Origin of the sequence: Pseudomonas sp. St29, assembly GCF_001547915.1 — a bacterium.
Lineage (GTDB): Bacteria > Pseudomonadota > Gammaproteobacteria > Pseudomonadales > Pseudomonadaceae > Aquipseudomonas.
In genome coordinates this window covers 4,401,403-4,423,982 of record NZ_AP014628.1, presented here as the reverse complement: position 1 = coordinate 4,423,982, position 22,580 = coordinate 4,401,403, and the positions used below count along the sequence as shown (strand labels likewise).

The 22,580-nt window shown below is 62.6% G+C and carries 20 protein-coding genes; 6 read left to right on the top strand and 14 right to left on the bottom strand.

What is annotated here, in order from left to right:
* Positions 1 to 100 precede the first annotated feature (100 nt).
* From PST29_RS19590 to PST29_RS19575, 4 genes are all read left to right on the top strand, one after another.
* On the top strand, positions 101 to 574 hold the full coding sequence (locus tag PST29_RS19590) for a MarR family winged helix-turn-helix transcriptional regulator (RefSeq protein ID WP_016965731.1): 474 nt from the start codon (positions 101 to 103) through the stop codon (positions 572 to 574).
* Positions 571 to 2,040 (top strand): efflux transporter outer membrane subunit, encoded by a 1,470-nt coding sequence (locus PST29_RS19585; protein ID WP_060840148.1) that lies wholly within the window; start codon positions 571 to 573, stop codon positions 2,038 to 2,040. The genes PST29_RS19590 and PST29_RS19585 overlap by 4 nt, the downstream gene beginning before the upstream one ends.
* A 15-nt stretch (positions 2,041 to 2,055) precedes the next feature.
* On the top strand, positions 2,056 to 3,255 hold the full coding sequence (locus PST29_RS19580; RefSeq protein WP_060844111.1) for an HlyD family efflux transporter periplasmic adaptor subunit: 1,200 nt from the start codon (positions 2,056 to 2,058) through the stop codon (positions 3,253 to 3,255).
* 67 nt (positions 3,256 to 3,322) lie between these two features.
* Positions 3,323 to 4,852: a DHA2 family efflux MFS transporter permease subunit gene (locus PST29_RS19575; RefSeq protein WP_060840146.1), complete on the top strand. Its 1,530-nt coding sequence runs from the start codon at positions 3,323 to 3,325 to the stop codon at positions 4,850 to 4,852.
* A 142-nt stretch (positions 4,853 to 4,994) separates the two neighbouring features.
* On the opposite strand, the gene PST29_RS19570 is transcribed toward PST29_RS19575, so the two are convergent.
* Together PST29_RS19570 and PST29_RS19565 are read right to left on the bottom strand one after the other, a co-directional pair.
* Complete coding sequence (locus tag PST29_RS19570) at positions 4,995 to 5,747, bottom strand: UDP-2,3-diacylglucosamine diphosphatase (protein ID WP_060840145.1); 753 nt, start codon at positions 5,745 to 5,747, stop codon at positions 4,995 to 4,997.
* Entirely contained in the window at positions 5,744 to 6,247 is a 504-nt protein-coding gene (locus PST29_RS19565) for a peptidylprolyl isomerase (protein ID WP_060840144.1), read from the bottom strand. Before PST29_RS19565 ends, PST29_RS19570 begins: the two co-directional genes overlap by 4 nt.
* A gap of 270 nt (positions 6,248 to 6,517) precedes the next feature.
* Here PST29_RS19565 and PST29_RS19560 point away from each other — a divergent pair, with 270 nt between their 5' ends.
* Both PST29_RS19560 and cysS read left to right on the top strand, forming a co-directional pair.
* Positions 6,518 to 8,218 (top strand): glutamine--tRNA ligase/YqeY domain fusion protein, encoded by a 1,701-nt coding sequence (locus PST29_RS19560; protein WP_060844110.1) that lies wholly within the window; start codon positions 6,518 to 6,520, stop codon positions 8,216 to 8,218.
* Positions 8,219 to 8,236: 18 nt separating this feature from the next.
* Positions 8,237 to 9,619, top strand: coding sequence for a cysteine--tRNA ligase (gene cysS / locus PST29_RS19555; RefSeq protein ID WP_060844109.1), 1,383 nt, complete (start codon positions 8,237 to 8,239; stop codon positions 9,617 to 9,619).
* A gap of 72 nt (positions 9,620 to 9,691) precedes the next feature.
* On the opposite strand, the gene PST29_RS19550 is transcribed toward cysS, so the two are convergent.
* The 12 genes from PST29_RS19550 to nuoE all read right to left on the bottom strand — a co-directional run bounded on the left by PST29_RS19550 (position 9,692) and on the right by nuoE (position 22,580).
* Complete coding sequence (locus PST29_RS19550) at positions 9,692 to 10,009, bottom strand: helix-turn-helix domain-containing protein (RefSeq protein WP_060840141.1); 318 nt, start codon at positions 10,007 to 10,009, stop codon at positions 9,692 to 9,694.
* Positions 9,996 to 10,346, bottom strand: a complete 351-nt coding sequence (locus PST29_RS19545) for a hypothetical protein (protein WP_060840140.1) — start codon at positions 10,344 to 10,346, stop codon at positions 9,996 to 9,998. Before PST29_RS19545 ends, PST29_RS19550 begins: the two co-directional genes overlap by 14 nt.
* 237 nt (positions 10,347 to 10,583) lie before the next feature.
* The gene (nuoN, locus tag PST29_RS19540; protein ID WP_015636299.1) at positions 10,584 to 12,047 is read right to left on the bottom strand and encodes an NADH-quinone oxidoreductase subunit NuoN; all 1,464 of its coding nucleotides are present in this window, start codon (positions 12,045 to 12,047) and stop codon (positions 10,584 to 10,586) included.
* 7 nt (positions 12,048 to 12,054) lie between these two features.
* Positions 12,055 to 13,587: an NADH-quinone oxidoreductase subunit M gene (gene nuoM / locus PST29_RS19535; RefSeq protein ID WP_016965722.1), complete on the bottom strand. Its 1,533-nt coding sequence runs from the start codon at positions 13,585 to 13,587 to the stop codon at positions 12,055 to 12,057.
* A 39-nt stretch (positions 13,588 to 13,626) separates the two neighbouring features.
* Entirely contained in the window at positions 13,627 to 15,480 is a 1,854-nt protein-coding gene (gene nuoL, locus PST29_RS19530) for an NADH-quinone oxidoreductase subunit L (RefSeq protein ID WP_060844108.1), read from the bottom strand.
* On the bottom strand, positions 15,477 to 15,800 hold the full coding sequence (gene nuoK / locus PST29_RS19525) for an NADH-quinone oxidoreductase subunit NuoK (protein ID WP_016964784.1): 324 nt from the start codon (positions 15,798 to 15,800) through the stop codon (positions 15,477 to 15,479). The genes nuoL and nuoK overlap by 4 nt, the downstream gene beginning before the upstream one ends.
* 4 nt (positions 15,801 to 15,804) lie before the next feature.
* The gene (gene nuoJ, locus PST29_RS19520) at positions 15,805 to 16,305 is read right to left on the bottom strand and encodes an NADH-quinone oxidoreductase subunit J (RefSeq protein ID WP_011062192.1); all 501 of its coding nucleotides are present in this window, start codon (positions 16,303 to 16,305) and stop codon (positions 15,805 to 15,807) included.
* Between the two features lie 9 nt (positions 16,306 to 16,314).
* Entirely contained in the window at positions 16,315 to 16,863 is a 549-nt protein-coding gene (gene nuoI, locus PST29_RS19515; RefSeq protein ID WP_060840138.1) for an NADH-quinone oxidoreductase subunit NuoI, read from the bottom strand.
* A gap of 11 nt (positions 16,864 to 16,874) precedes the next feature.
* A complete protein-coding gene (gene nuoH, locus PST29_RS19510) occupies positions 16,875 to 17,882 on the bottom strand; it encodes an NADH-quinone oxidoreductase subunit NuoH (protein WP_060840137.1) in 1,008 nt (335 codons plus the stop codon).
* The gene (gene nuoG / locus PST29_RS19505; RefSeq protein ID WP_060840136.1) at positions 17,879 to 20,593 is read right to left on the bottom strand and encodes an NADH-quinone oxidoreductase subunit NuoG; all 2,715 of its coding nucleotides are present in this window, start codon (positions 20,591 to 20,593) and stop codon (positions 17,879 to 17,881) included. The genes nuoH and nuoG overlap by 4 nt, the downstream gene beginning before the upstream one ends.
* A gap of 137 nt (positions 20,594 to 20,730) precedes the next feature.
* Positions 20,731 to 22,086 carry an NADH-quinone oxidoreductase subunit NuoF gene (nuoF, locus tag PST29_RS19500; RefSeq protein WP_016964779.1) on the bottom strand — a complete coding sequence of 452 codons (1,356 nt, stop codon included), beginning with the start codon at positions 22,084 to 22,086 and terminating at the stop codon, positions 20,731 to 20,733.
* On the bottom strand, positions 22,083 to 22,580 hold the full coding sequence (gene nuoE, locus PST29_RS19495) for an NADH-quinone oxidoreductase subunit NuoE (RefSeq protein WP_011062188.1): 498 nt from the start codon (positions 22,578 to 22,580) through the stop codon (positions 22,083 to 22,085). The genes nuoF and nuoE overlap by 4 nt, the downstream gene beginning before the upstream one ends.

Sequence of the window (22,580 nt, the reverse complement as noted above, 5' to 3'; positions counted from 1 at the left end):
AAGCAAATAAAGAGCAAGCTAACTACTGCGTTGACATTCTCTGCCTAGGCAGTAATATCTCGACACACACTCTCTGCCTAGGCAGCTAATTGGTGGTCAGATGAAGCATTTCGAACCCGACGACTTTCATAATTGCCATCTCGGCCTGTTGCTGGGGCGTGCCGCCTTGCTCAAGGACCGGATCATCGACACGCACATGGAGCCCCACGGCATCACGGCGGCGCAGTTCAAGGTGCTGATCATCATGGCCCAGTTCGGGGTCGATACCCCGGCCGAGTTGTGTCGTCACCTGTCCCTGGACAGCGGTTCGATGACCCGCATGCTCGATCGTCTGCAACAGAAGGATTTCCTTGCCCGCAAACGCTCGGAAGGCGACCGGCGCCAAGTGCGCCTGGTGCTGACCGAGGAGGGGCAGAAGCTCGCCGATCGGCTGCCCTACATCGGCGCCAATGCAATGAACCAGCTGGCCGGTGCCATCACGCCCGACGAGTTGCGCACCCTGGAACAGATCCTCAAGAAAATTTTGCTGGCAGCCGGTGACCCGATCACTGTCCTGCGCTTAGGTGAAAAATGAGCAGTAAAACCTTGCGTACACGTGTCAGCCTGGTGCTGTTGGCCATGAGCCTGGCCGGTTGTGCCAATTACAGTGGCCTGGCGACTTCCGGCGTCAACCTTGAGGCACACAGCCTGGCAACCGGTCAGTCGCTCAATGGCGTGAAGCTCTCGCCGGCGGCCTGGCCGCAACGCGACTGGTGGAAAAGCCTGGGCGATAGCCAGCTCGATGGCCTGATCCTGGAAGCCCTGCGGGACAGCCCGGACATGCAGATCGCCAGCGCCCGGGCCCATCAGGCCAGCGCCGCGGCCTATGCCGCCGATGCCGAGCGGATGCCGACCCTGGATGCCAGCGCCGGCGTCAGCCGTTCGCGTCTGGCCCGTGACCAGGACCCGCTGGGTCAGGGCGGTGCCTATTCCACGGTGCGCAACATCAGCGCCACCTTCAATTACAACTTCGATCTCTGGGGCGGCCAGCGTGCGGCCTGGGAGGCCGCGCTGGGTCAGGCCCGCGCCGCCGAGATCGACCGCCAGGCCGCCAGCCTGACCCTGGCCGCCGATGTGGCCAGGGCCTACAGCGACCTGGGGCGGGCACATATCGTCCATGACCTGGCCGACGAAGACCTCAAGCGGACCCGGCAGATGCTCGATCTGAGTCGGCGCCGCCTGGATTCCGGGATCGACAGCCAGTACCAGTACCAGCAGACCGAAAGCCTGGAGGCCAGTGCCCAGGCCAGTCTGATCGACGCCGAGAAGCAGCTGCAGAGCGCCAGGATCACCCTCGCGGTGCTCCTGGGCAAAGGCCCGGGCCGGGCCGACGACATCGTCCGGCCCAAGGTTCTGCAGGCCAGTGCCGTGGCCCTGCCTTCGACCTTGCCCGCCGAACTGTTGGGGCGCCGGCCCGATCTGGTAGCGGCGCGCTGGCGGGTGGAAGCGGCGAGCAAGAACATCGACGCCAGCAAAACCCGCTTCTATCCCAACCTCAACCTGAGCGCCAGCGCCGGCGCCGAGTCGTTGCTGGGGGATGCGATGTTCGGCTCCGCCAGCCGCTTCTTCAGCATTGCGCCGACCGTTTCGCTGCCGATTTTCGACGGTGGGCGCCTGCGCGCGGACCTAGATGCCCGGGACGCCGACTACGACCTGGCGGTGGCGCAGTACAACAAGACCCTGGTGACCGCCCTGGGGGATGTCAGCGACAGCATCTCGCAGCTGCGGGATATCGGGCGGCAGATCGTCGCCCAGCAACATGCCACGGACATTGCCCGGGACTCCTACAACACCGTGGTCCAGCGCTTCGGTTCCGGTATCGGCAACTACCTGGATGTGCTGAGCATCGAGCAGCAGTTGCTCCAGGCCCAGCGTCAGCTGGCCACGCTGAACGCCCAGCAGATTGATCTGTCGATCCAACTGATGCAGGCGTTGGGGGGCGGCTTCGGCGCCCAGAACCTGGCTTCGGCCAACCCGACCCCAGCCCCGCAGACTAAATAATTCGAGGTATTCGTCATGGCCACTGCCGACACTCAAACAACCGAAAACACCCCGGACGGCGCTCAATCGCGCAAGCGCAAAGTCATGTTGCTGGGGCTCACGGCCCTGGTCATCCTGGGTGGCCTGGGCGTGTTCGCCTGGCATGAACTCTACGGGCGCTGGAATGAAAGCACCGACGATGCCTACGTGAACGGCAACGTGGTGGAGATCACCCCGCTGGTCACCGGCACCGTGGTCAGCATCGGTGCCGACGACGGCGACCTGGTGCATGAGGGCCAGGTGCTGATCAACTTCGACCCCAACGACGCCCAGGTCGGCCTGCAGAGTGCCGAGGCCAATCTGGCGCGCACGGTGCGCCAGGTGCGCGGCCTGTACAGCAACGTCGATGGCATGCGGGCCCAGGTGGCGGCGCAGAAAGCCGAAGTGCAGAAGGCTCAGGAGAACTTCAGTCGGCGCAAGAACCTGGCGGCCAGCGGAGCGATTTCCCAGGAAGAACTGTCCCACGCTCGCGATGACCTGACCTCGGCGCAAAACGCCCTGGCCAATGCCCAGCAGCAACTCAACACCACCAACGCGCTGGTGGATGACACCGTGGTTTCCAATCATCCGGATGTGCAGGCCGCGGCTGCGCAACTGCGTCAGGCCTACCTGAACAATGCCCGCAGTACCCTGATTGCGCCGGTGACCGGCTATGTGGCCAAGCGCACCGTGCAACTGGGGCAGCGGGTCCAGCCGGGCACCGCGCTGATGGCGGTGATTCCCCTCGACCAGCTGTGGATCGACGCCAACTTCAAGGAAACCCAGCTGCGGGACATGCGCATCGGTCAGGCGGTCGAGATCGAAGCGGACATCTACGGCAGCGATGTGAAGTACAGCGGCACCATCGATAGCCTCGGTGCCGGTACGGGCAGCGCCTTCGCCTTGCTGCCGGCACAGAATGCCACCGGCAACTGGATCAAGATCGTGCAGCGGGTGCCGGTGCGTATCCACGTGAATGCCGAAGAGCTGGCCAAGCATCCGCTGCGGGTTGGCCTGTCGACTCTGGTGAACGTCAACCTGCGGGACCAGAGCGGCCCGGTATTGGCCCAGCAGCCTCCGCAAAAGGCGTCTTTCAGCACCAATGTCTACGACCGTCAGTTGGGTGAGGCCGATACGCTGATTGCCCGCCTGATTCACGACAACAGCGCGGCCATCGGCAAGACCGCCCAGCGCTGATTCGCCAATCCGTCGACCCCGGCCTGCCTGACGGCCGGGGTGCCTGCCCTGTTCCAAAGGATTCGCGATGAGCAATAACGCATCTTTCAAGCCGCCCAGCCTGCTGCTGAGCACCATCGGCCTGTCCCTGGCGACCTTCATGCAGGTGCTCGATACCACCATCGCCAACGTGGCGTTGCCAACCATCTCCGGCAACCTCGGGGTGAGTTCGGAACAGGGCACCTGGGTGATTACCTCGTTCGCCGTGAGCAACGCCATCGCCTTGCCGCTGACCGGCTGGCTGAGCCGGCGTTTTGGCGAGGTGAAGCTGTTTATTTGGGCCACGCTGCTGTTCGTGCTGGCCTCGTTCCTGTGCGGCATTTCCACCTCGATGCCCGAGCTCGTCGGTTTTCGCGTGCTGCAAGGGGTGGTGGCGGGCCCGCTGTACCCGATGACCCAGACCTTGCTGATTGCCGTCTACCCACCGGCGAAGAGGGGCATGGCCCTGGCGCTGCTGGCGATGGTCACGGTGGTGGCGCCGATTGCCGGGCCGATACTCGGTGGCTGGATCACCGATAGCTACAGCTGGCCATGGATCTTCTTCATCAACGTGCCGATTGGTCTGTTCGCCGCCTGGGTGGTGCAGCAGCAATTGAAGGCGCGGCCGGTGGTCACCAGCCGACAGCCGATGGACTACATCGGTTTGCTGAGCCTGATCGTCGGGGTGGGGGCCTTGCAGATCGTCCTCGACAAGGGCAATGACCTGGACTGGTTCGAGTCCAACTTCATCATCGTCGGCACGCTGATCTCGGTGATTGCCCTGGCGGTGTTCGTGATCTGGGAAATGACCGATCGTCATCCGGTGGTCAACCTGCGGCTGTTCGCCCATCGCAACTTCCGCATCGGCACCATTGTGCTGGTGGGCGGTTACGCCGGGTTCTTCGGGATCAACCTGATCCTGCCGCAATGGTTGCAGACCCAGATGGGCTATACCGCCACCTGGGCCGGGCTGGCAGTGGCGCCGATCGGCATCCTGCCGGTGCTGATGTCGCCCTTTGTCGGCAAGTACGCCCACAGGTTCGACCTGCGCCTGCTGGCGGGGCTGGCGTTCCTGGCCATTGGCCTGAGCTGCTTCATGCGTGCCGGTTTCACCAATGAGGTGGACTTCCAGCACATCGCCTTGGTGCAGCTGTTCATGGGGATTGGCGTGGCGCTGTTCTTCATGCCGACCCTGAGCATCCTGATGTCCGATCTGCCGCCGCACCAGATCGCCGACGGCGCTGGCCTGGCGACCTTCCTGCGGACGCTGGGGGGTAGCTTTGCGGCGTCGCTGACGACCTGGATCTGGATTCGCCGGGCCGATCAGCACCATGCCTACATGAGTGAGAGCATGAGCATCTTCGATCCGGTGACCCGGGATGCGCTGAACAATCTGGGTGGAGCGAGCAGCAAGGCTTACGCGCAACTGGATCAAGTCCTGACCAGCCAGGCGTACATGCTCTCGACCGTGGACTATTTCACCTTGCTGGGCTGGGGCTTCATGGGCCTGATTCTGCTGGTGTGGCTGGCCAAGCCACCCTTCGCCGCCAAGGCCGGCCCGGCTTCGGCGGGGCATTGACGCCCATTGCCGTAGGCGCGGGCTTGCCAGCGAAGGCGTCCGCAAGGGTCATGCAAGGCCGGCTGGCCGCTTCGCCGGCAAGCCGGCTCCTACACTAATGACCTTGTTGCAGGAGCCGGCGTGCCAGCGAAAGAAGCGCCGCTCAAGGCGAGTCCGGCAACGCCAACTGGGTGGGCACGAAATCGAACGCAGCCAGTTGGAAGCCTTGCTCGTCCACCTGCAACGCCCATCCCTGACGGTCCCAATCCCCCAGCACAATGCGCTTGGCGGCCTGCTCGCCAATCTGCAGCTTGTGAATCGCCGGGCGGTGGGTATGGCCGTGAACCAGGGTGCCGACTCCATGTTCGCGCATGATCCGCGGTACTTCGTCCGGGGTCACGTCGACAATGTCGTTGGCCTTCATGCGGGTCTGGGCCTGGCTTTCGTTGCGCAGCTTGCGCGCCAGCTTGCGCCGGGTGCGCAACGGCAGGTGCCGCAGAATCCACAGGCTCAGCGGGTTGCGCAGGTAGCGGCGCATGCGCATGTAGGCTTCGTCGCGGGTACACAGGCTATCGCCATGCATCAGCAATACCGGTTCACCGTAAAAGTCGACGACGCTGGGGTCCTTGAGCAGGGTGGCGCCGGCCGCCTTGCAAAAGGCTTGGCCAAGCATGAAATCGCGATTGCCGTGCATGAGGAAAACCTGCGTACCGCTGTCGCTCAGCTCCCGCAGTGCCTGGCAAATGGAAAGTTGGAAGGGGGTCATGGCATCGTCGCCGATCCATACCTCGAAAAAGTCCCCGAGGATGTACAGCGCCTCGGCGGCGCGAGCGCGCCCACCGAGTAAATCCAGAAACGCCCGGGTAATGTCCGGGCGTGTATCAATCAGATGCAAATCTGAAATCAGCAGTATCACTCAATGATCTCGGCTTTCTCGATGATCACGTCTTCTGCGGGTACGTCCTGGTGGCCGGCTTTCATGGTGGTGGCCACGCCTTTGATCTTGTCGACCACTTCGGTGCCGGCGATCACTTTACCGAATACTGCGTAGCCCCAGCCTTGAACGGTCTTGCCGCTGTGGTTGAGGAAGCTGTTGTCGGCAACGTTGATGAAGAATTGCGCGGAAGCCGAATGCGGCTCCATGGTGCGGGCCATGGCGACGGTGTACTTGTCGTTGGAAAGGCCGTTGTCCGCTTCGTTCTGGATGCTTGGACGCTTGTCTTTCTTTTCTTTCATGCCAGGTTCGAAGCCGCCGCCCTGGATCATGAAGTTACCGATGACGCGGTGAAATACGGTGTTTTCATAGTGACCGGCTTTCACGTATTCGACGAAGTTGGCCACGGTCAACGGGGCTTTCTCGGCGTTCAGTTCCAGCACGATCTCGCCGTGGTTGGTGGTCAGTTTGACTTGGGTCATGGTCGGTACTCTTTATAAGGAAAAGCGATTTCAAGAAAATCCTGGGGGGCGGGGCACGCATGCGGTCCGCACCGATTTGGCCATCCTGCAGCCAAGGAGCGCAGTTTAGCGTGACAACCGCGAAATTCGAGGCTGTTTTTTCACTGCCGGGCCATTAATCGCCGCAGTTTTAAAGCTGCGCTCTGTCAGGCGCTTGACAGCATCGGCTATGATACCCGTTTTGATTTATCAGGCCGCGTCCGGCCGCGCACTTGTACGTTCAAGGATCCTATGAGCAAGCCCACTGTCGACCCTACCTCGAATTCCAAGACTGGACCGGCCGTGCCGGTCAACTTCCTGCGCCCGATCATCCAGGCGGATCTGGACTCGGGTAAGCACACACAGATCGTGACCCGCTTCCCTCCGGAGCCCAATGGATACCTGCACATCGGTCACGCCAAGTCGATCTGCGTGAACTTCGGTCTGGCCCAGGAGTTCGGCGGCGTCACGCACCTGCGTTTCGACGACACCAACCCGGCCAAGGAAGACCAGGAGTACATCGACGCCATTGAAAGCGACGTCAAGTGGCTGGGTTTTGAGTGGTCCGGCGAAGTGCGTTATGCCTCGCAGTACTTCGACCAGCTGCACGACTGGGCCGTGGAACTGATCAAGGCGGGCAAGGCCTATGTCTGCGACCTGACCCCTGAACAGGCCAAGGAATACCGCGGCAGCCTCACCGAGCCTGGCAAGAACAGCCCGTTCCGCGAGCGTTCGGTGCAAGAGAACCTGGACTGGTTCGCCCGCATGCGCGCCGGCGAGTTCCCGGACGGCGCCCGCGTGCTGCGGGCCAAGATCGACATGGCCTCGCCGAACATGAACCTGCGCGACCCGATCATGTACCGGATCCGTCACGCTCATCACCACCAGACCGGTGACAAGTGGTGCATCTACCCCAACTACGACTTCACCCACGGTCAGTCGGACGCCATCGAGGGCATCACCCACTCGATCTGCACCCTGGAGTTCGAAAGCCATCGTCCGCTGTATGAGTGGTTCCTCGAGCACCTGCCGGTACCGGCGCACCCGCGTCAGTACGAATTCAGCCGCCTGAACCTGAACTACACCATCACCAGCAAGCGCAAGCTCAAGCAACTGGTGGACGAGCAGCACGTCAATGGCTGGGACGATCCGCGCATGTCGACCCTGTCGGGCTTCCGTCGTCGTGGCTACACGCCGGCGTCGATCCGCAACTTCTGCGAGATGGTTGGCACCAACCGCTCCGACGGCGTGGTCGACTACGGCATGCTGGAATTCAGCATCCGCCAGGACCTCGACGCGAATGCCCCGCGCGCCATGTGCGTGCTGCGTCCGTTGAAAGTCGTGATCACCAACTACCCGGAAGACCAGGTCGAGAACCTCGAACTGCCGCGTCATCCGCAGAAAGAAGAACTGGGCGTGCGCCAGCTGCCGTTCGCTCGTGAAATCTACATCGACCGTGACGACTTCATGGAAGAGCCGCCCAAAGGCTACAAGCGCCTGGAGCCGAACGGTGAAGTGCGTCTGCGCGGCAGCTACGTGATCCGCGCCGACGAAGCGATCAAGGATGCCGAGGGCAATATCGTCGAGCTGCGTTGCTCCTACGATCCGGACACCCTGGGCAAGAACCCTGAAGGCCGCAAGGTCAAGGGCGTGATCCACTGGGTGCCGGCCGCTGCCAGCATCGAGTGCGAAGTGCGCCTGTACGATCGTCTGTTCCGTTCTCCGAACCCGGAGAAGGCCGAGGACAGCGCGAGTTTCCTGGACAACATCAACCCTGACTCCCTGCAAGTGCTCACTGGTTGTCGTGCCGAACCCTCGTTGGGCAACGCACAGCCGGAAGACCGTTTCCAGTTCGAGCGCGAAGGCTACTTCTGCGCGGATATCAAGGACTCGAAGCCCGGTGCTCCGGTATTCAACCGTACCGTGACCCTGCGCGACTCCTGGGGTCAGTGATTCAGTCAAGGAACTAACGTGCTAACGATCTACAACACGCTCACCAAGAGCAAAGAAGTCTTCAAGCCGCTGGATGGCAACAAGGTGCGCATGTACGTGTGCGGCATGACCGTGTACGACTACTGCCACCTGGGGCACGGCCGCAGCATGGTGGCCTTCGACCTGATTACCCGCTGGCTGCGTTTCAGCGGTTATGACCTGACGTACGTGCGCAACATCACCGACATCGACGACAAGATCATCAATCGCGCCAATGAGAACGGTGAGTCCTTCGAGGCCTTGACCGAGCGCATGATCGCGGCGATGCATGAGGACGAGGCGCGGCTGAATATCCGCAAGCCGGACATGGAGCCGCGTGCCACCGATCACATCCCTGGCATGCACGCGATGATCCAGACCCTGATCGACAAGGGCTACGCCTATGCGCCGGGCAATGGCGACGTGTACTACCGCGTCGGCAAGTTCATGGGCTACGGCAAGCTGTCGCGCAAGAAGATCGAAGACCTGCGCATCGGCGCGCGGATCGAAGTGGGCGAGTCAAAGCAGGATCCATTGGACTTCGTCCTGTGGAAAGCTGCCAAGCCGGGTGAGCCAAGCTGGCCGTCGCCTTGGGGGGACGGTCGTCCGGGTTGGCATATCGAGTGCTCGGTGATGTCCACCTGCTGCCTGGGCGAGACTTTCGACATTCATGGTGGCGGCAGCGACCTGGAGTTCCCGCATCACGAGAACGAGATTGCCCAGAGCGAGGCGGCGACCGGCAAGACCTACGCCAATGCCTGGATGCACTGCGGCATGATCCGCATCAATGGCGAGAAGATGTCCAAGTCCTTGAACAACTTCTTCACCATTCGCGACGTGCTCGACAAGTACCATCCAGAAGTGGTGCGTTATCTGCTGGTGGCCAGCCACTACCGCAGCGCCATCAACTACTCGGAAGACAACCTCAAGGACGCCAAGGGCGCGTTGGAGCGCTTCTACCATGCGCTCAAGGGGCTGCCGAAAGTGGCGCCGGCCGGTGGCGAAGCCTTTGTCGAACGTTTCACCCAGGTGATGAATGACGACTTCGGTACTCCGGAAGCCTGTGCTGTACTGTTCGAGATGGTGCGTGAGATCAACCGCCTGCGCGAAAGCGATATCGACGCGGCGGCGGGTTTGGCGGCACGTCTGAAAGAACTGGCCAGCGTGCTGGGTGTTCTGCAATTGGAAGCCGACGACTTCCTGCAGGCCGGCGCCGAAGGCCGGGTTGATGCGGCAGAAGTCGAGGCGCTGATCCAGGCCCGTCTGGCGGCCCGTGCCAACAAGGATTGGGCTGAGTCCGACCGTATTCGCGATCAGATCACCGCCATGGGCGTGATTCTGGAAGACGGCAAGGGCGGTACGACCTGGCGCCTGGCTGACTAAGTTGGCGTTTGCTGCAACAAGAAACCCGCCTGGTGCGGGTTTTTTGTTGCCCGTAGATCAGTGCCTGCGTGCTCAGGCCAGCGAGGCTAGGCGCTCCACGGTATCGGGGTAGCGTTGCACCAGGCGGATCAGGGTGGTGGCCTGGGCATTGGGTGTGGCACGGCCCTGTTCCCAGTTCTCCAGGGTGCGGGTGTTGGTGCGCAGGTACATGGCGAATACCGAGCGCGAGAGATTGAGTTGCTGGCGGATGTTCATCACCTCGGTGGCAGTGATGGGGGGCAGCTTGTCCAGCTTCACTTTATGGCTGCGCAGGGTGATCTTGCCCTGGCGCTCCTGGGTGAGGGCGTCGATGCCTTCTACCAGTTCGGAAAAGATGTCACGTTTGGTCATGTCTTCTGGCCTCGATTTCACGTTCCAGCAGTTGTTTGAGCTGTTGTCGCTGCTGCGGTAGCAGGTCGTCCATCTGCTCCTTATCGAACAGGGTGAAGAGCCAGAACTGCGCCCCTCCGGACCACCAGTAATAGATCACCCTCAGCCCGCCACGCCTGCCCTTGTTGCGTCGCTCATCGATGAAACGCATCTTGCGCAAGCCGCCAGTGCCCTGAATCAGCACTCCCGCGTGCGGGTGGCGCAGCAACTCGATCTGCAGTTCGCAGAACAACTCGTCGTCAAGGAAGTCCCTTCGGTATCGTGCAAATGCCGGCAGTTCAATAAACAGAGCATTCATTTCATACGCTTCCTGCGTATAGACTGGGTGACGCTACAGCTTTGGTCAAGGCCCGCGGAGCGCCGCGTTTGATCTGGCAACAGTTTATGCCCGCGGCGTCGGGCTGAATGTCGGACCGGGTCGACGTGACAGGAAGGGCGATTCCGAGTTTCGCTGGGAAGAGGGGAGGGCAGGGCCCTGAAATGCAAAACGGCACCCGAAGGTGCCGTTCTGTTTGTTGCGTTGAAACCTAAGCGATCAACCCGCCAGGCCGGAGTGCTGGACCAGGGTCAGCAGCGGCTGTGGGTATACGCCGAGGAAGAACGCCAGGACCGCGATGGCCAGCAGCATGACGCCACCGGCTTTCTGTTCCCAGTGCAGTTGGGCGTCGACGCGGCGCAGGTTCGGCTCGATCAGGTACAGGGTGACCATCACGCGCAGGTAGTAGAAGACGCCGATGGCGCTGCCCATGACCAGGGAACCGACCAGCCACCATTGGTGCGCTTCGACACCGGTAGCGATGATGTAGAACTTGCCGATGAAGCCCGCGGTCAGCGGGATGCCGGCCAGGGACAGCATCATCACGGTGAGCACGGCGGTCAGGTACGGACGGCGCCAGAACAGGCCGCGGTACTCGTACAGCGCGTCGGCGTCACGGCCTTTGTACGGCGAGGACATGAGGGTAATCACGCCGAAGGCGCCAAGGCTGGTGATCACGTAGGTGACCAGGTACACGCCGATGGCTTCCATGGCCAGGCCCTTGCTCGCCACCAGGGCGATCAGCAGGTAACCGAAGTGAGCGATGGACGAGTAACCCAGCAGACGCTTGAGGTTGCTCTGGGTCAGCGCCAACAGGTTGCCTACCAGGATCGAGGCAATGGCGATCACCGTCAGCACGTTGCTCAGGACGCCGCTGCTGGCCACTGGCGAGAGCTGGAACAGACGCACCAGCACCGCGAACACCGCCACCTTGCTGGCGGTGGCCAGGAACGCTGCAACCGGAGCCGGAGCGCCTTCATAGACGTCCGGGGTCCACAGGTGGAACGGAACCAGCGACAGCTTGAAGGCCAGGCCGATCAGCATCATGCCCAGGCCCAGTTGTGCCAGCGGGCTTGGCAGCCCGGTGGCGGCCAGGGCCTGGCCGATGCCGCTGAAGCTCAGGCTGCCGGCTTCGGCGTAGAGCAGGGCCATGCCGAACAACAGGAAGCCCGAACCGGCGGCCGACAGCACCATGTACTTGATGCCGGCTTCCAGGGAGCGCTTGTTGAAGAAGGCGTAGGCCACCAGCCCGTAGACCGGTACCGAGAGCAGCTCCAGGCCGATGAACAGGCCGGCCAGGTTCTGCGCGCTGACCAGTACCAGGCCACCAGCGGCGGCCAGCAGGATCAGCAGGTACAGCTCTTCACGGTTGCCCGGGTAGCCGCTGCTGCCGTCGCCCAGGTAGGCGTGTGCCAGGGTGACGCAGGCCAGGGTGGCCACCAGGATCAGGGCCATGTACAGGCAGGCGAACTGGTCGATCTGCAACAGCGGGGTCACTGCCAGCGGTGCCACTTTCAGCACCGGGAAAATCGACAGCAATGCCAGGTTCAGACCGGCCACCGACAGCAGGAAGGTCTGGGCGTGGTTGCGCCGCCAGGCGATCGCCAGCATCACCACCACAAGGGTGGCGCTGGTGATCAGCAGCGGCGCCAGGGCTATAAAGTGTTGAATCGTAAAGTCCATAGCGCTCTTACCGGGCCGAAGCGAGTTGAGTGAAGGCGGTGCTGAGCCATTGCTGCACGCCATGCATGGTGGCGGCAGAGGTATCGAGGAACGGTTGCGGGTACACGCCGATGTAGATCAGCAGGACCGCCAGTCCCAGCACCATGATCAGTTCGCGAGCATCCATGCCATGGAGCACCGCATCCGACTTGGACGGGCCGAAGTAGGCACGGTGGATCATGATCAGCGAGTACACCGAACCGAACACCAGGCCGGACGTTGCGATCGCGGTGATCCAAGGAGCGCTGACGAAGGTACCGATCAGGATCAGGAACTCGCCGACGAAGTTGCCGGTGCCCGGCAGGCCCAGGGAGGCGGCCGCGAAGAACAGGCTGATGGCCGGTAGGTAGGCGATACGCGACCACAGACCGCCCATTTCACGCATGTCGCGGGTATGGGTGCGCTCGTACAGCTGGCCGCTGAGGATAAACAGCGCGGCTGCCGAAACACCGTGGGCCAGCATCTGGATCACCGCGCCCTGCAGGGCTTGCTGGCTGCCGGAGTAGATACCGATCAGCACGAAGCCCATGTGGGAAACGCTGGAGAAGGCGATCAGGCGCTTGATGTCGGTCTGGGCGAAGGCCAGGAAGGCACCGTAGAAGATCCCGATCAGACCCAGGGTCATGGCGATCGGTGCGAACTCTGCCGAGGCGTTGGGGAACAGCGGCAGGGCGAAACGCAGCAAGCCGTAGGCCGCGGTCTTCAACAGGATGCCCGCCAGGTCCACGGAACCGGCAGTCGGTGCCTGGGCGTGAGCGTCAGGCAGCCAAGAGTGGAACGGCACCACCGGCAGCTTCACCGCGAAGGCGATGAAGAAGCCGAGCATCAGGATGTACTCGGTGGCGGTGGACATCTTGGTCTTCAGCAACTGGGCGTAATCGAAGGTGATGACCCCGGTGTTGTTGAAGTTGACCAGTACCAGGCCCAGGATCGCCACCAGCATGATCAGGCCGGAAGCCTGAGTGAAGATGAAGAACTTGGTCGCTGCGTAGATCCGGGTTTTCTTGCCGTCTGCCGAGCTGTGACCCCAGAGCGCGATGAGGAAGTACATCGGCACCAGCATCATTTCCCAGAAGAAGAAGAACATGAACAGGTCCAGCGCGAGGAACACGCCGACCACACCGCCCAGGATCCACATCAGGTTCAGGTGGAAGAAGCCCACATGGCGCTGGATCTCTTTCCAGGAGCAGAGTACCGAGAGGATACCCAGCAGACCGGTCAGCAGCACCATCAACAGCGACAGGCCGTCGAGGGCCAGGTGCACGTTGATGCCAAAGCGCTCGATCCACTGGTGCTTGAACTCGATGGCCCAAGTCGGATCGACGCCAGGCGCCGGAGCATATGAATAGTTACCGTGGGCCCACAGCCAGAGGCCGAGGGCGAGTTCCAGGGTCATGGTCAACAGCGCAATCCAGCGGGGGAGGGTGGCGCCGAAGCGCTCACCCAGCCAGCACAGCAGGCCGCCGATGAAGGGGATCAGGATTAGCCAAGGCAGAATCATGACGGGCTCAATTCCTTTCGCAAGTTCGCAAGGTTCATATCAGACCGCTACCAGCACAATGGCGCCGATGACCAGCACGGCACCGGCTGCCATCGAGGCGGCGTACCAACGCAGTTGACCGGTCTCGGTACGGCTCAGGGAGTTGTGACCCCCTTTGGCCATACGCGGGATCAAACCGATGGTCTGATCGAGCGGGTCCTTGCGCAGTACATGGCTGATGGCCAGGTATGGCTTGACGAACAGTTTGTCGTAGATCCAGTCGAAGCCCCAGGCGGCGAACCACCAGGCCGAGAGCAGACGCCCGATGCCACTGCTGGCGATGGCGGTCACAACGCGACGCTTGCCAAGGAACAACAGGGCGGCCAGCAGGATACCGGCCAGGGCGATGGCACCCGAGGCGATTTCCAGGCTGTGCTTGGCTTCGCCACCGGCATGACCGGCGCTCAGCGGCAGCACACCATGCAGGGGCGGAGTGATCATCGCGCCGATCCCGGTGGACAGCACGATCAGCACCACCAGCGGCAGCCAGTGGGAAATCCCGTGGCCGGCGTGGGCTTCGGTCTTGGCTTCACCGTGGAAGGTGATGAAGATCAGGCGGAAGGTGTACAGCGAGGTCATGAACGCACCCACCAGACCGGCGTACAGCAGGCCGTGGTTGCCGCTGGCGAAGGCTTCCCAGAGGATCTCGTCCTTGGAGTAGAAGCCTGCGGTCACCAGAGGCAGGGCCGCCAGTGCGGCGCCGCCGACGATGAAACTGGCGTAGGCCAGAGGCAGTTTCTTCCACAGGCCGCCCATCTTGAAGATGTTCTGCTCGTGGTGGCAGGCAACGATCACCGCACCGGAGGCCAGGAACAGCAGGGCCTTGAAGAAGGCGTGGGTCATCAGGTGGAAGATCGCGCCGTCCCAGGCGCCAACGCCCAGGGCCAGGAACATGTAGCCGATCTGGCTCATGGTGGAGTAGGCGAGGATCCGCTTGATGTCGGTCTGCACCAGCGCGGCGAAGCCGGCCAGTACCAGGGTCACGCCACCTACCAGGCCCACCAGGTGCAGGATTTCCGGCGCCAGGGTGAACAGGCCGTGGGTACGGGCGATCAGGTAGACACCGGCGGTCACCATGGTTGCGGCGTGGATCAGTGCCGAAACCGGGGTCGGACCAGCCATCGCGTCCGCCAGCCAGGTCTGCAGTGGCAGTTGCGCGGATTTGCCCACGGCGCCGCCCAGCAGCATCAGGGTCGCCAGGGTGATCCAGAAATCGCCGGCCTGGAATTTCTGCGGAGCCAGCACCAGCAGTTCCTGGACGTTCAGCGTGCCCACCTGTTGGAACAGGATGAACAGGCCGATGGCCATGAACACGTCGCCGATCCGGGTGACGATAAAGGCCTTGAGTGCGGCGTTACCGTTGTTGCGGTTGCTGTAGTAGAAACCGATCAACAGGTAGGAGCACAGGCCCACGCCTTCCCAGCCGAAGTACAGGAACAGCAGGTTATCGCCCAGGACCAGGAACAGCATGCTGGCGATAAACAGGTTGGTGTAGGCGAAGAAGCGCGAGTAGCCGGCCTCACCACGCATGTACCAGGACGCGAACAGGTGGATCAGGAAGCCCACGCCCACTACCACGCCCAGCATGGTCACGGACAGGCCGTCCAGGTACAGGGCGAAGTTCGGCGCGAAACCGTCCACCGACATCCACTGCCACAACACCTGGGTGTAGTGGCCATCCGCTGGTGGCGCGACGTTGAATTGCCAGATCACGTAGGCGGCCACGATGGCCGACAGGCCAATGGAGCCGACGCCGATCAGGGCCGAGAGGTTTTCCGAGAGGCGTCCCCGAGAGAACGACAGCAGCAGGAAACCGATCAGGGGGAATACGAAAGTCAGAAAGAGAAGGTTCATCCGCGCATCTCGCTGGCTGCATCGATATCGAGAGTGTGGAAGCGGCGGTACAGCTGCAGCAGGATCGCCAGGCCGATACTGGCCTCGGCGGCTGCCAGGCTGATCACCAGGATGAACATCACTTGTCCATCCGGCTGCGCCCAGCGGGCGCCCGCAACGATGAAGGCCAATGCCGAGGCGTTCATCATCACTTCCAGGCTCATCAACACGAAGAGGATGTTACGGCGGACCATCAGGCCGACCAGACCGAGGCAGAACAGGATGCCGGCAACTGCCAGGCCATGTTCCATCGGGATAGTACCGAGAGGGATAGTAGGCATCGTATTACTCCTTCGCCTCGTTGCGGCCCAAGTGGAACGCCGTGACGGCTGCGGCGAGCAGCAGCATCGAGGCGAGTTCGACCACCAGCAGGTAAGGGCCGAACAGGCTGATGCCCACGGCCTTGGCGCTGACGGTGGTTTGACCGATACCGGCACCGCTCTGGTGGCTGAACAGTACGTACAGCAGTTCAGCCAGCAGCAGCGCGGCGAGGATCACCGGGCCGATCCAGATGCCCGGCGTGAGCCAGATGCGCTCTTGCTGAGCCGCGGCCGGGCCGAGGTTCAGCATCATTACCACGAACACGAACAGCACCATGATGGCGCCGGCGTAGGCGATCACTTCCAGGGCGCCGGCGAACGGCGCGCCGAGGCTGAAGAAGGTCATGGCCACGGCGATCAGCGAAATGATCAGGTAGAGCAGGGCGTGCACAGGGTTGGTGTTGGTAACCACGCGCAGCGTGGAAACAACGGCAACACCTGATGCGAAATAGAAAGCGAATTCCATCGTTCTTCCTTAAGGCAGCAAGCTCTTCACGTTGATCGGTTCGGCTTCGTTCTGCGCGGCGCCTTTTGGCTTGCCGGCAATGGCCATACCTGCAACACGATAGAAGTTGTAGTCAGGGTTCTTTCCGGGACCGGAGATCAAGAGATCCTCTTTCTCGTAAACCAGGTCCTGACGTTTGAACTCGGCCATCTCGAAATCCGGTGTCAGCTGGATTGCGGTGGTCGGACAGGCTTCCTCGCAGAGACCGCAGAAAATGCAGCGCGAGAAGTTGATGCGGAAGAACTCCGGGTACCAGCGACCGTCTTCCGTTTCAGCTTTCTGCAGCGAGATGCAACCCACCGGGCAGGCCACGGCGCACAGGTTGCAGGCAACGCAACGCTCTTCGCCATCGGGGTCGCGAGTCAGGACGATACGGCCACGGTAGCGTGGCGGCAGGTACACCGGCTCTTCGGGGTATTGCAGGGTGTCGCGTTTGCGAAAGCCGTGACCGAACACCATCACCAGGCTGCGCAACTGGGTACCGGTACCCTTAACGATGTCGCCAATATATTTGAACATGGGTCAAATCCTCACTGAACCGCGCCCGCAGGCGTGTTCAACAACACAACCGCAGCGGTCACCAGCAAATTGATCAGGGTCAGCGGCAGGCAGAATTTCCAGCTGAAGTCCATCACCTGGTCATAGCGCGGGCGCGGGATAGAGGCGCGCAGCAGGATGAACAGCATGATGAAGAACGCGGTCTTCAGGGCGAACCAGACGAAGGACAGTTGCGGCAGGATGCCGAACGGACCGTGCCAGCCACCGAAGAACAGGGTGACCAGCAGCGCCGAGATCAGGATGATGCCGATGTATTCACCGACGAAGAACATGCCCCATTTCATGCCGGCGTATTCAATGTGGTAACCGTCGGCCAGTTCCTGTTCCGCTTCTGGCTGGTCGAAGGGGTGACGGTGAGTCACGGCCACGCCAGCGATGAAGAAGGTACAGAAGCCGAAGAACTGCGGAATGATGAACCACAGGTTCTGCGCCTGGTACTCGACGATGTCGCGCATGTTGAAGGAACCGACCTGAGCCACGATGCCCATCAGCGCCAGGCCCATGAACACTTCGTAGGACACGGTCTGGGCCGAGGCCCGCAAGCTGCCCAGCAGGGCGAACTTGTTGTTACTCGACCAGCCGGCGAACAGCACCGCGTAGACCGACAGACCGGCCATGGCGAAGAAGAACAGCAGGCCGATGTTCAGGTCCGCGACGCCCCAGGTCGGGGTGATCGGGATGATCGCGAAGGCGATCAGCAGGGCGGACATGGCGACCACCGGTGCCAGGGTGAAGATCACCTTGTCGGCAAACGGCGGGGTCCAGTCTTCCTTGAAGAACATCTTCAGCATGTCGGCCGCGATCTGGAACATGCCGAACGGGCCAACGCGGTTCGGACCGTAACGGTCCTGCCACCAGCCCAGCAGGCGACGTTCGACGAAGCTCAGCAGCGCACCGGCGATCACCACCGCCAGCAGGATCACGATGGCCTTGACGACCGTCAGGATCACGTCGATCACTTCAGGGGTAAACCAACTCATTGCGCCGCCTCCTGCAGACCGTCAACGGATTTGCCAAAGAATGCCGGAGGAATGCCCGCCAGACCGGCAGGCAGGCCCACCAGGCCGGCACCCAGCTCTTCGTTGATGCGCAGCGGCAGACGCAGGGTCTGGCCAGCCAGACTCACTGCGAGCAGGGCACCGTCGTTGACGCCCAGGCGATCGGCTTCGGACTTGGCCAGGGCCACGTAGGCCGCCGGAATGCGCTCCTGCACCGGAGCGGCCTTCGAAGAGTTCTCCTCGCTGCCGAACAGGTGATAGAACGGCACCGCTTGCCAAGTGCCCTGGGCCGGAGAGAAGGCCCGCGGGACGCTGGCGAACCAGTTCAGACGGTCGCCCTGGCTTTCGATCAGGCGAGTACCCGGGTCACCGGCACGCAGGTGGCCGCCGACTTCGTCCTGGAACTTGTTCCAGGCTTGCGGCGAGTTCCAGCCCGGCGACCAGGCGAATGGCACTTGCGAGCGCGGCTCGGCGGAGCCCGAGTAACCTTCCATGGAGTAGGCGAAGGCGGTATCCGGGTCTTGCGAGGTACGCGGTTCGTGCACGCTCTGGTTGGCGCGCATGGCGGTACGGCCGCTGTAGCGCAGCGGTTCGCGGGCCAGTTTCAGGCCTTTGATACGGAATGCTGCGGAAGGTGCGGCATCGACGATGCTGGCCAGTTGCGGGGTGCTCGCGGCGCAGGCAGCGGTCACGTGGTCCAGCTGGGTCCAGTCCACCGGCTTGTTCAGCAGGGTGCTGCGCAGGGCATGCAGCCAGCGCCAGCCTTCGTGGACCATGATGCTGGCGTCCAGGTAGGTCGGATCGAAGACCTGGAAGAAGCGCTGGGCGCGACCTTCCTGGCTGACCAGGGTGCCGTCGCCTTCGGCGAAGCTGGCTGCCGACAGCACCAGGTGCGCGCGCTCGACGGTCGCGGTCTGTTGGTGATCGGCAACGATCACCACCTTGGCCGCGCTGAGGGCCGCATCCACCTTGGCCGCGTCGGTGCGGGTGTACAGGTCGTTTTCCAGCACCACGATGGCGTCGGCTTTACCGTCGACTACCGCCTGCAGGGCGGCGTCCACGGATTCGCCGCCGAGCATGGCCAGGCCGAGGCTGTTGGCCTCTGGCACGATCAGGCTGATGGAGCCGGCTTTGTCGCGCAGCTTCAGGGCTTTGGCGATGTTCGCTGCGGCTTCGATCAGCGCCTTGGAACCCAGGGAAGTACCGGAAATGATCAGTGGGCGCTTGGCCGCCAACAGGGCGTCGGCAATGCGCTTGGCCAGTTCCAGGGCTTCGCTGTCCAGGCCTTCCACGGCAGGGGCGCTGGCGTCGATGGCATGGGCCACGGCGAAACCGATGCGCGCCAGGTCGTCGGGAGCGGCGTGTACACACTCCTCGGCGACGTCGTCGAGCTTGGTTTCAGCGAGGCTGGCAATGAACAGCGGGTTCAGCGCGTGCTGGCCGATGTTCTTCACCGCAGCGTCGAGCCAAGGCTGGACGCGCATGGCGTCGGCCATTTCCTCGGCCTTGCCCTTGACCGACTGGCGCAGGGCCAGGGCCATGCGGGCAGCGGTCTGGGTCAGGTCTTCGCCAAGGACGAAGATCGCGTCGTGGTCTTCGATCTCCCGCAGGTTCGGAACCGGCAGCGGGCTGTCGTTCAGCACCTGCAGAACCAGGCGGATGCGCTCCAGTTCAGACGCTTCGATGCCGCTGTAGAAGTGCTCGGCGCCGACCAGTTCACGCAGCGCGTAGTTGCTTTCCAGGCTGGCGCGAGGCGAGCCGATACCGACGATGTTGCGACCGCGCAGCAGGTCGGCGGCCTGGTCCAGGGCCTGGTCCAGGGTCAGCTGGGTGCCGTCGGCCAGGCGTGGCTGGCGTGGACGATCCTTGCGGTTGACGTAGCCATAACCGAAGCGGCCACGGTCGCAGAGGAAATACTGGTTCACCGAACCGTTGTAGCGGTTTTCGATGCGGCGCAGTTCGCCATAGCGCTCGCCCGGGGAGATGTTGCAACCGCTGGAGCAGCCATGGCAGATGCTTGGCGAGAACTGCATGTCCCATTTGCGGTTGTAGCGCTCGGAGTGAGTCTTGTCGGTGAACACACCGGTCGGGCAGACCTCGGTGAGGTTGCCGGAGAACTCGCTTTCCAAGGTGCCGTCTTCAACGCGACCGAAGTACACGTTGTCATGGGCGCCGTAGACGCCCAGGTCGGTGCCGCCGGCGTAGTCCTTGTAGAAGCGTACGCAGCGGTAGCAGGCGATGCAGCGGTTCATCTCGTGAGCGATGAACGGGCCGAGGTCCTGATTCTGGTGGGTGCGCTTGGTGAAGCGATAACGGCGCTCGTTGTGGCCGGTCATCACCGTCATGTCTTGCAGGTGGCAGTGACCGCCTTCCTCACAGACCGGGCAGTCGTGAGGGTGGTTGGTCATCAGCCATTCGACAACACTGGCACGGAAGGCCTTGGATTCTTCATCGTCGATGGAGATCCAGGTGTTGTCGGTGGCCGGGGTCATGCAGGACATGACGATACGACCACGGGTGTCGTTCTCGTCGGTGTACTGCTTGACCGCGCACTGGCGACAGGCACCGACGCTACCGAGAGCGGGGTGCCAGCAGAAATAAGGGATGTCGAGGCCTAGTGACAGACACGCCTGTAACAGGTTGTCCGCCCCATCGACTTCGAGCGCTTTGCCGTCTACGTGGATAGTGGCCATGGTTCAAAGTTCTTCGTTGGCCCGGTGTCAGCGGGCGTGGCTAATGGAATCTTGTTATGCGTGCGAATCAACACAGCCGTTCACGGCGTCATCGCACGTCGAGCACAGGGCACGGACCCTGCGCCCTCATCTAAGCGTTACGCGCCGACTACGATCGGTCGGGCCAGAGGCGGGACGGCGGCGCTGGTAGGCGCGATGCCGGCTTCGAACTCTGGACGGAAATACTTGATGGCACTGCCCAAAGGCTCCACGGCACCCGGTGCGTGAGCACAGAAGGTCTTGCCCGGGCCGAGGAAGCCCACCAGACCCAGCAGGGTCTCGATGTCGCCCTGCTGGCCCTGGCCTTTTTCCAGGGCCATCAGCAGCTTGACGCTCCATGGCAGGCCATCACGGCAAGGGGTGCAGAAGCCGCAGGATTCACGGGCGAAGAATTGCTCCATGTTGCGCAGCAGCGACACCATGTTGATGCTGTCGTCCACCGCCATGGCCAGGCCGGTACCCATGCGGGTGCCCACTTTGGCGATGCCGCCGGCGTACATTTGCGCATCCAGGTGTTCCGGCAGCAGGAAGCCGGTACCGGCGCCGCCGGGCTGCCAGCACTTGAGCTTGTAGCCATCGCGCATGCCGCCGGCGTAGTCCTCGAACAGCTCGCGCGCGGTCACGCCGAAGGGCAGCTCCCACAGGCCAGGGTTCTTCACTTTGCCGGAGAAGCCCATCAGCTTGGTGCCGTGGTCTTCACTGCCTTCGCGGGCCAGGGATTTGTACCACTCCACGCCGTCGCCGATGATCGCCGGCACGTTGCACAGCGTCTCGACGTTGTTCACGCAAGTCGGCTTGCCCCACACGCCTACGGCGGCGGGGAAGGGCGGCTTGGAGCGTGGGTTGGCGCGACGGCCTTCCAGGGAGTTGATCAGTGCGGTTTCTTCACCGCAGATGTAGCGCCCGGCGCCGGTGTGCACGAACAGTTCGAAATCGAAACCGCTGCCCAGAATGTTCTTGCCCAACAGGCCAGCAGCCTTGGCTTCTTCCACGGCACGGCGCAGGTGCTTGGCGGCGGTGGTGTACTCGCCGCGCAGGAAGATGTAGCCGCGGTAGGTCTTCAGTGCACGGGCACTGATCAGCATGCCTTCGATCAGCAGATGGGGCAGTTGCTCCATCAGCATGCGGTCTTTCCAGGTGTTGGGTTCCATTTCGTCCGCGTTGCACAGCAGGTAGCGGATGTTCATGGATTCGTCTTTGGGCATCAGGCCCCACTTTACGCCGGTGGGGAAGCCCGCACCGCCGCGGCCCTTGAGGCCGGCGTCCTTCACGGTCTGGACGATATCGTCCTGGGACAGGTCGGCGAAGGCCTTGCGCGCTGCAGCGTAGCCGTTCTTGGCCTGGTACTCGTCGAACCATACCGGCTCGCCGTCGTCACGCAGACGCCAGGTCAGGGGGTGGGTTTCTGCGGTGCGCGCAATGCGGTTCGCAGGGCCGAAAGAGGTCAGGGTCATACGTAGCCCTCCAACAGTTTGGCCACGCCAGCGGGCTGTACGTCGCCGAAAGTGTCGTCGTCGATCATCAGCGCCGGGGCCTTGTCGCAGTTGCCCAGGCAGCACACCGGCAGCAGGGTGAAGCGGCCGTCGGCGGTGGTCTGGCCGAGGCCGATGCCCAGCTCGCTCTGGATCTGGCTGACCACGGACTCATGGCCGCCGATGTAGCAGACCATGCTGTCGCAGACGCGAATGATGTGGCGGCCCACTGGCTGGCGGAAGATCTGGCTGTAGAACGTCGCCACGCCTTCTACGTCGCTGGCGGGGATGCCGAGGATCTCGCCGATGGCGTAGACCGCGCCGTCAGGCACCCAGCCACGTTCCTTCTGGACGATCTTCAGGGCTTCGATCGACGCCGCGCGCGGGTCTTCGTAGTGATGCATCTCGTGCTCGATGGCCGAGCGCTCGGTTTCGCTCAGGGCGAAACGGTCTGTCTGGATAAGCGTGCTGTTCAT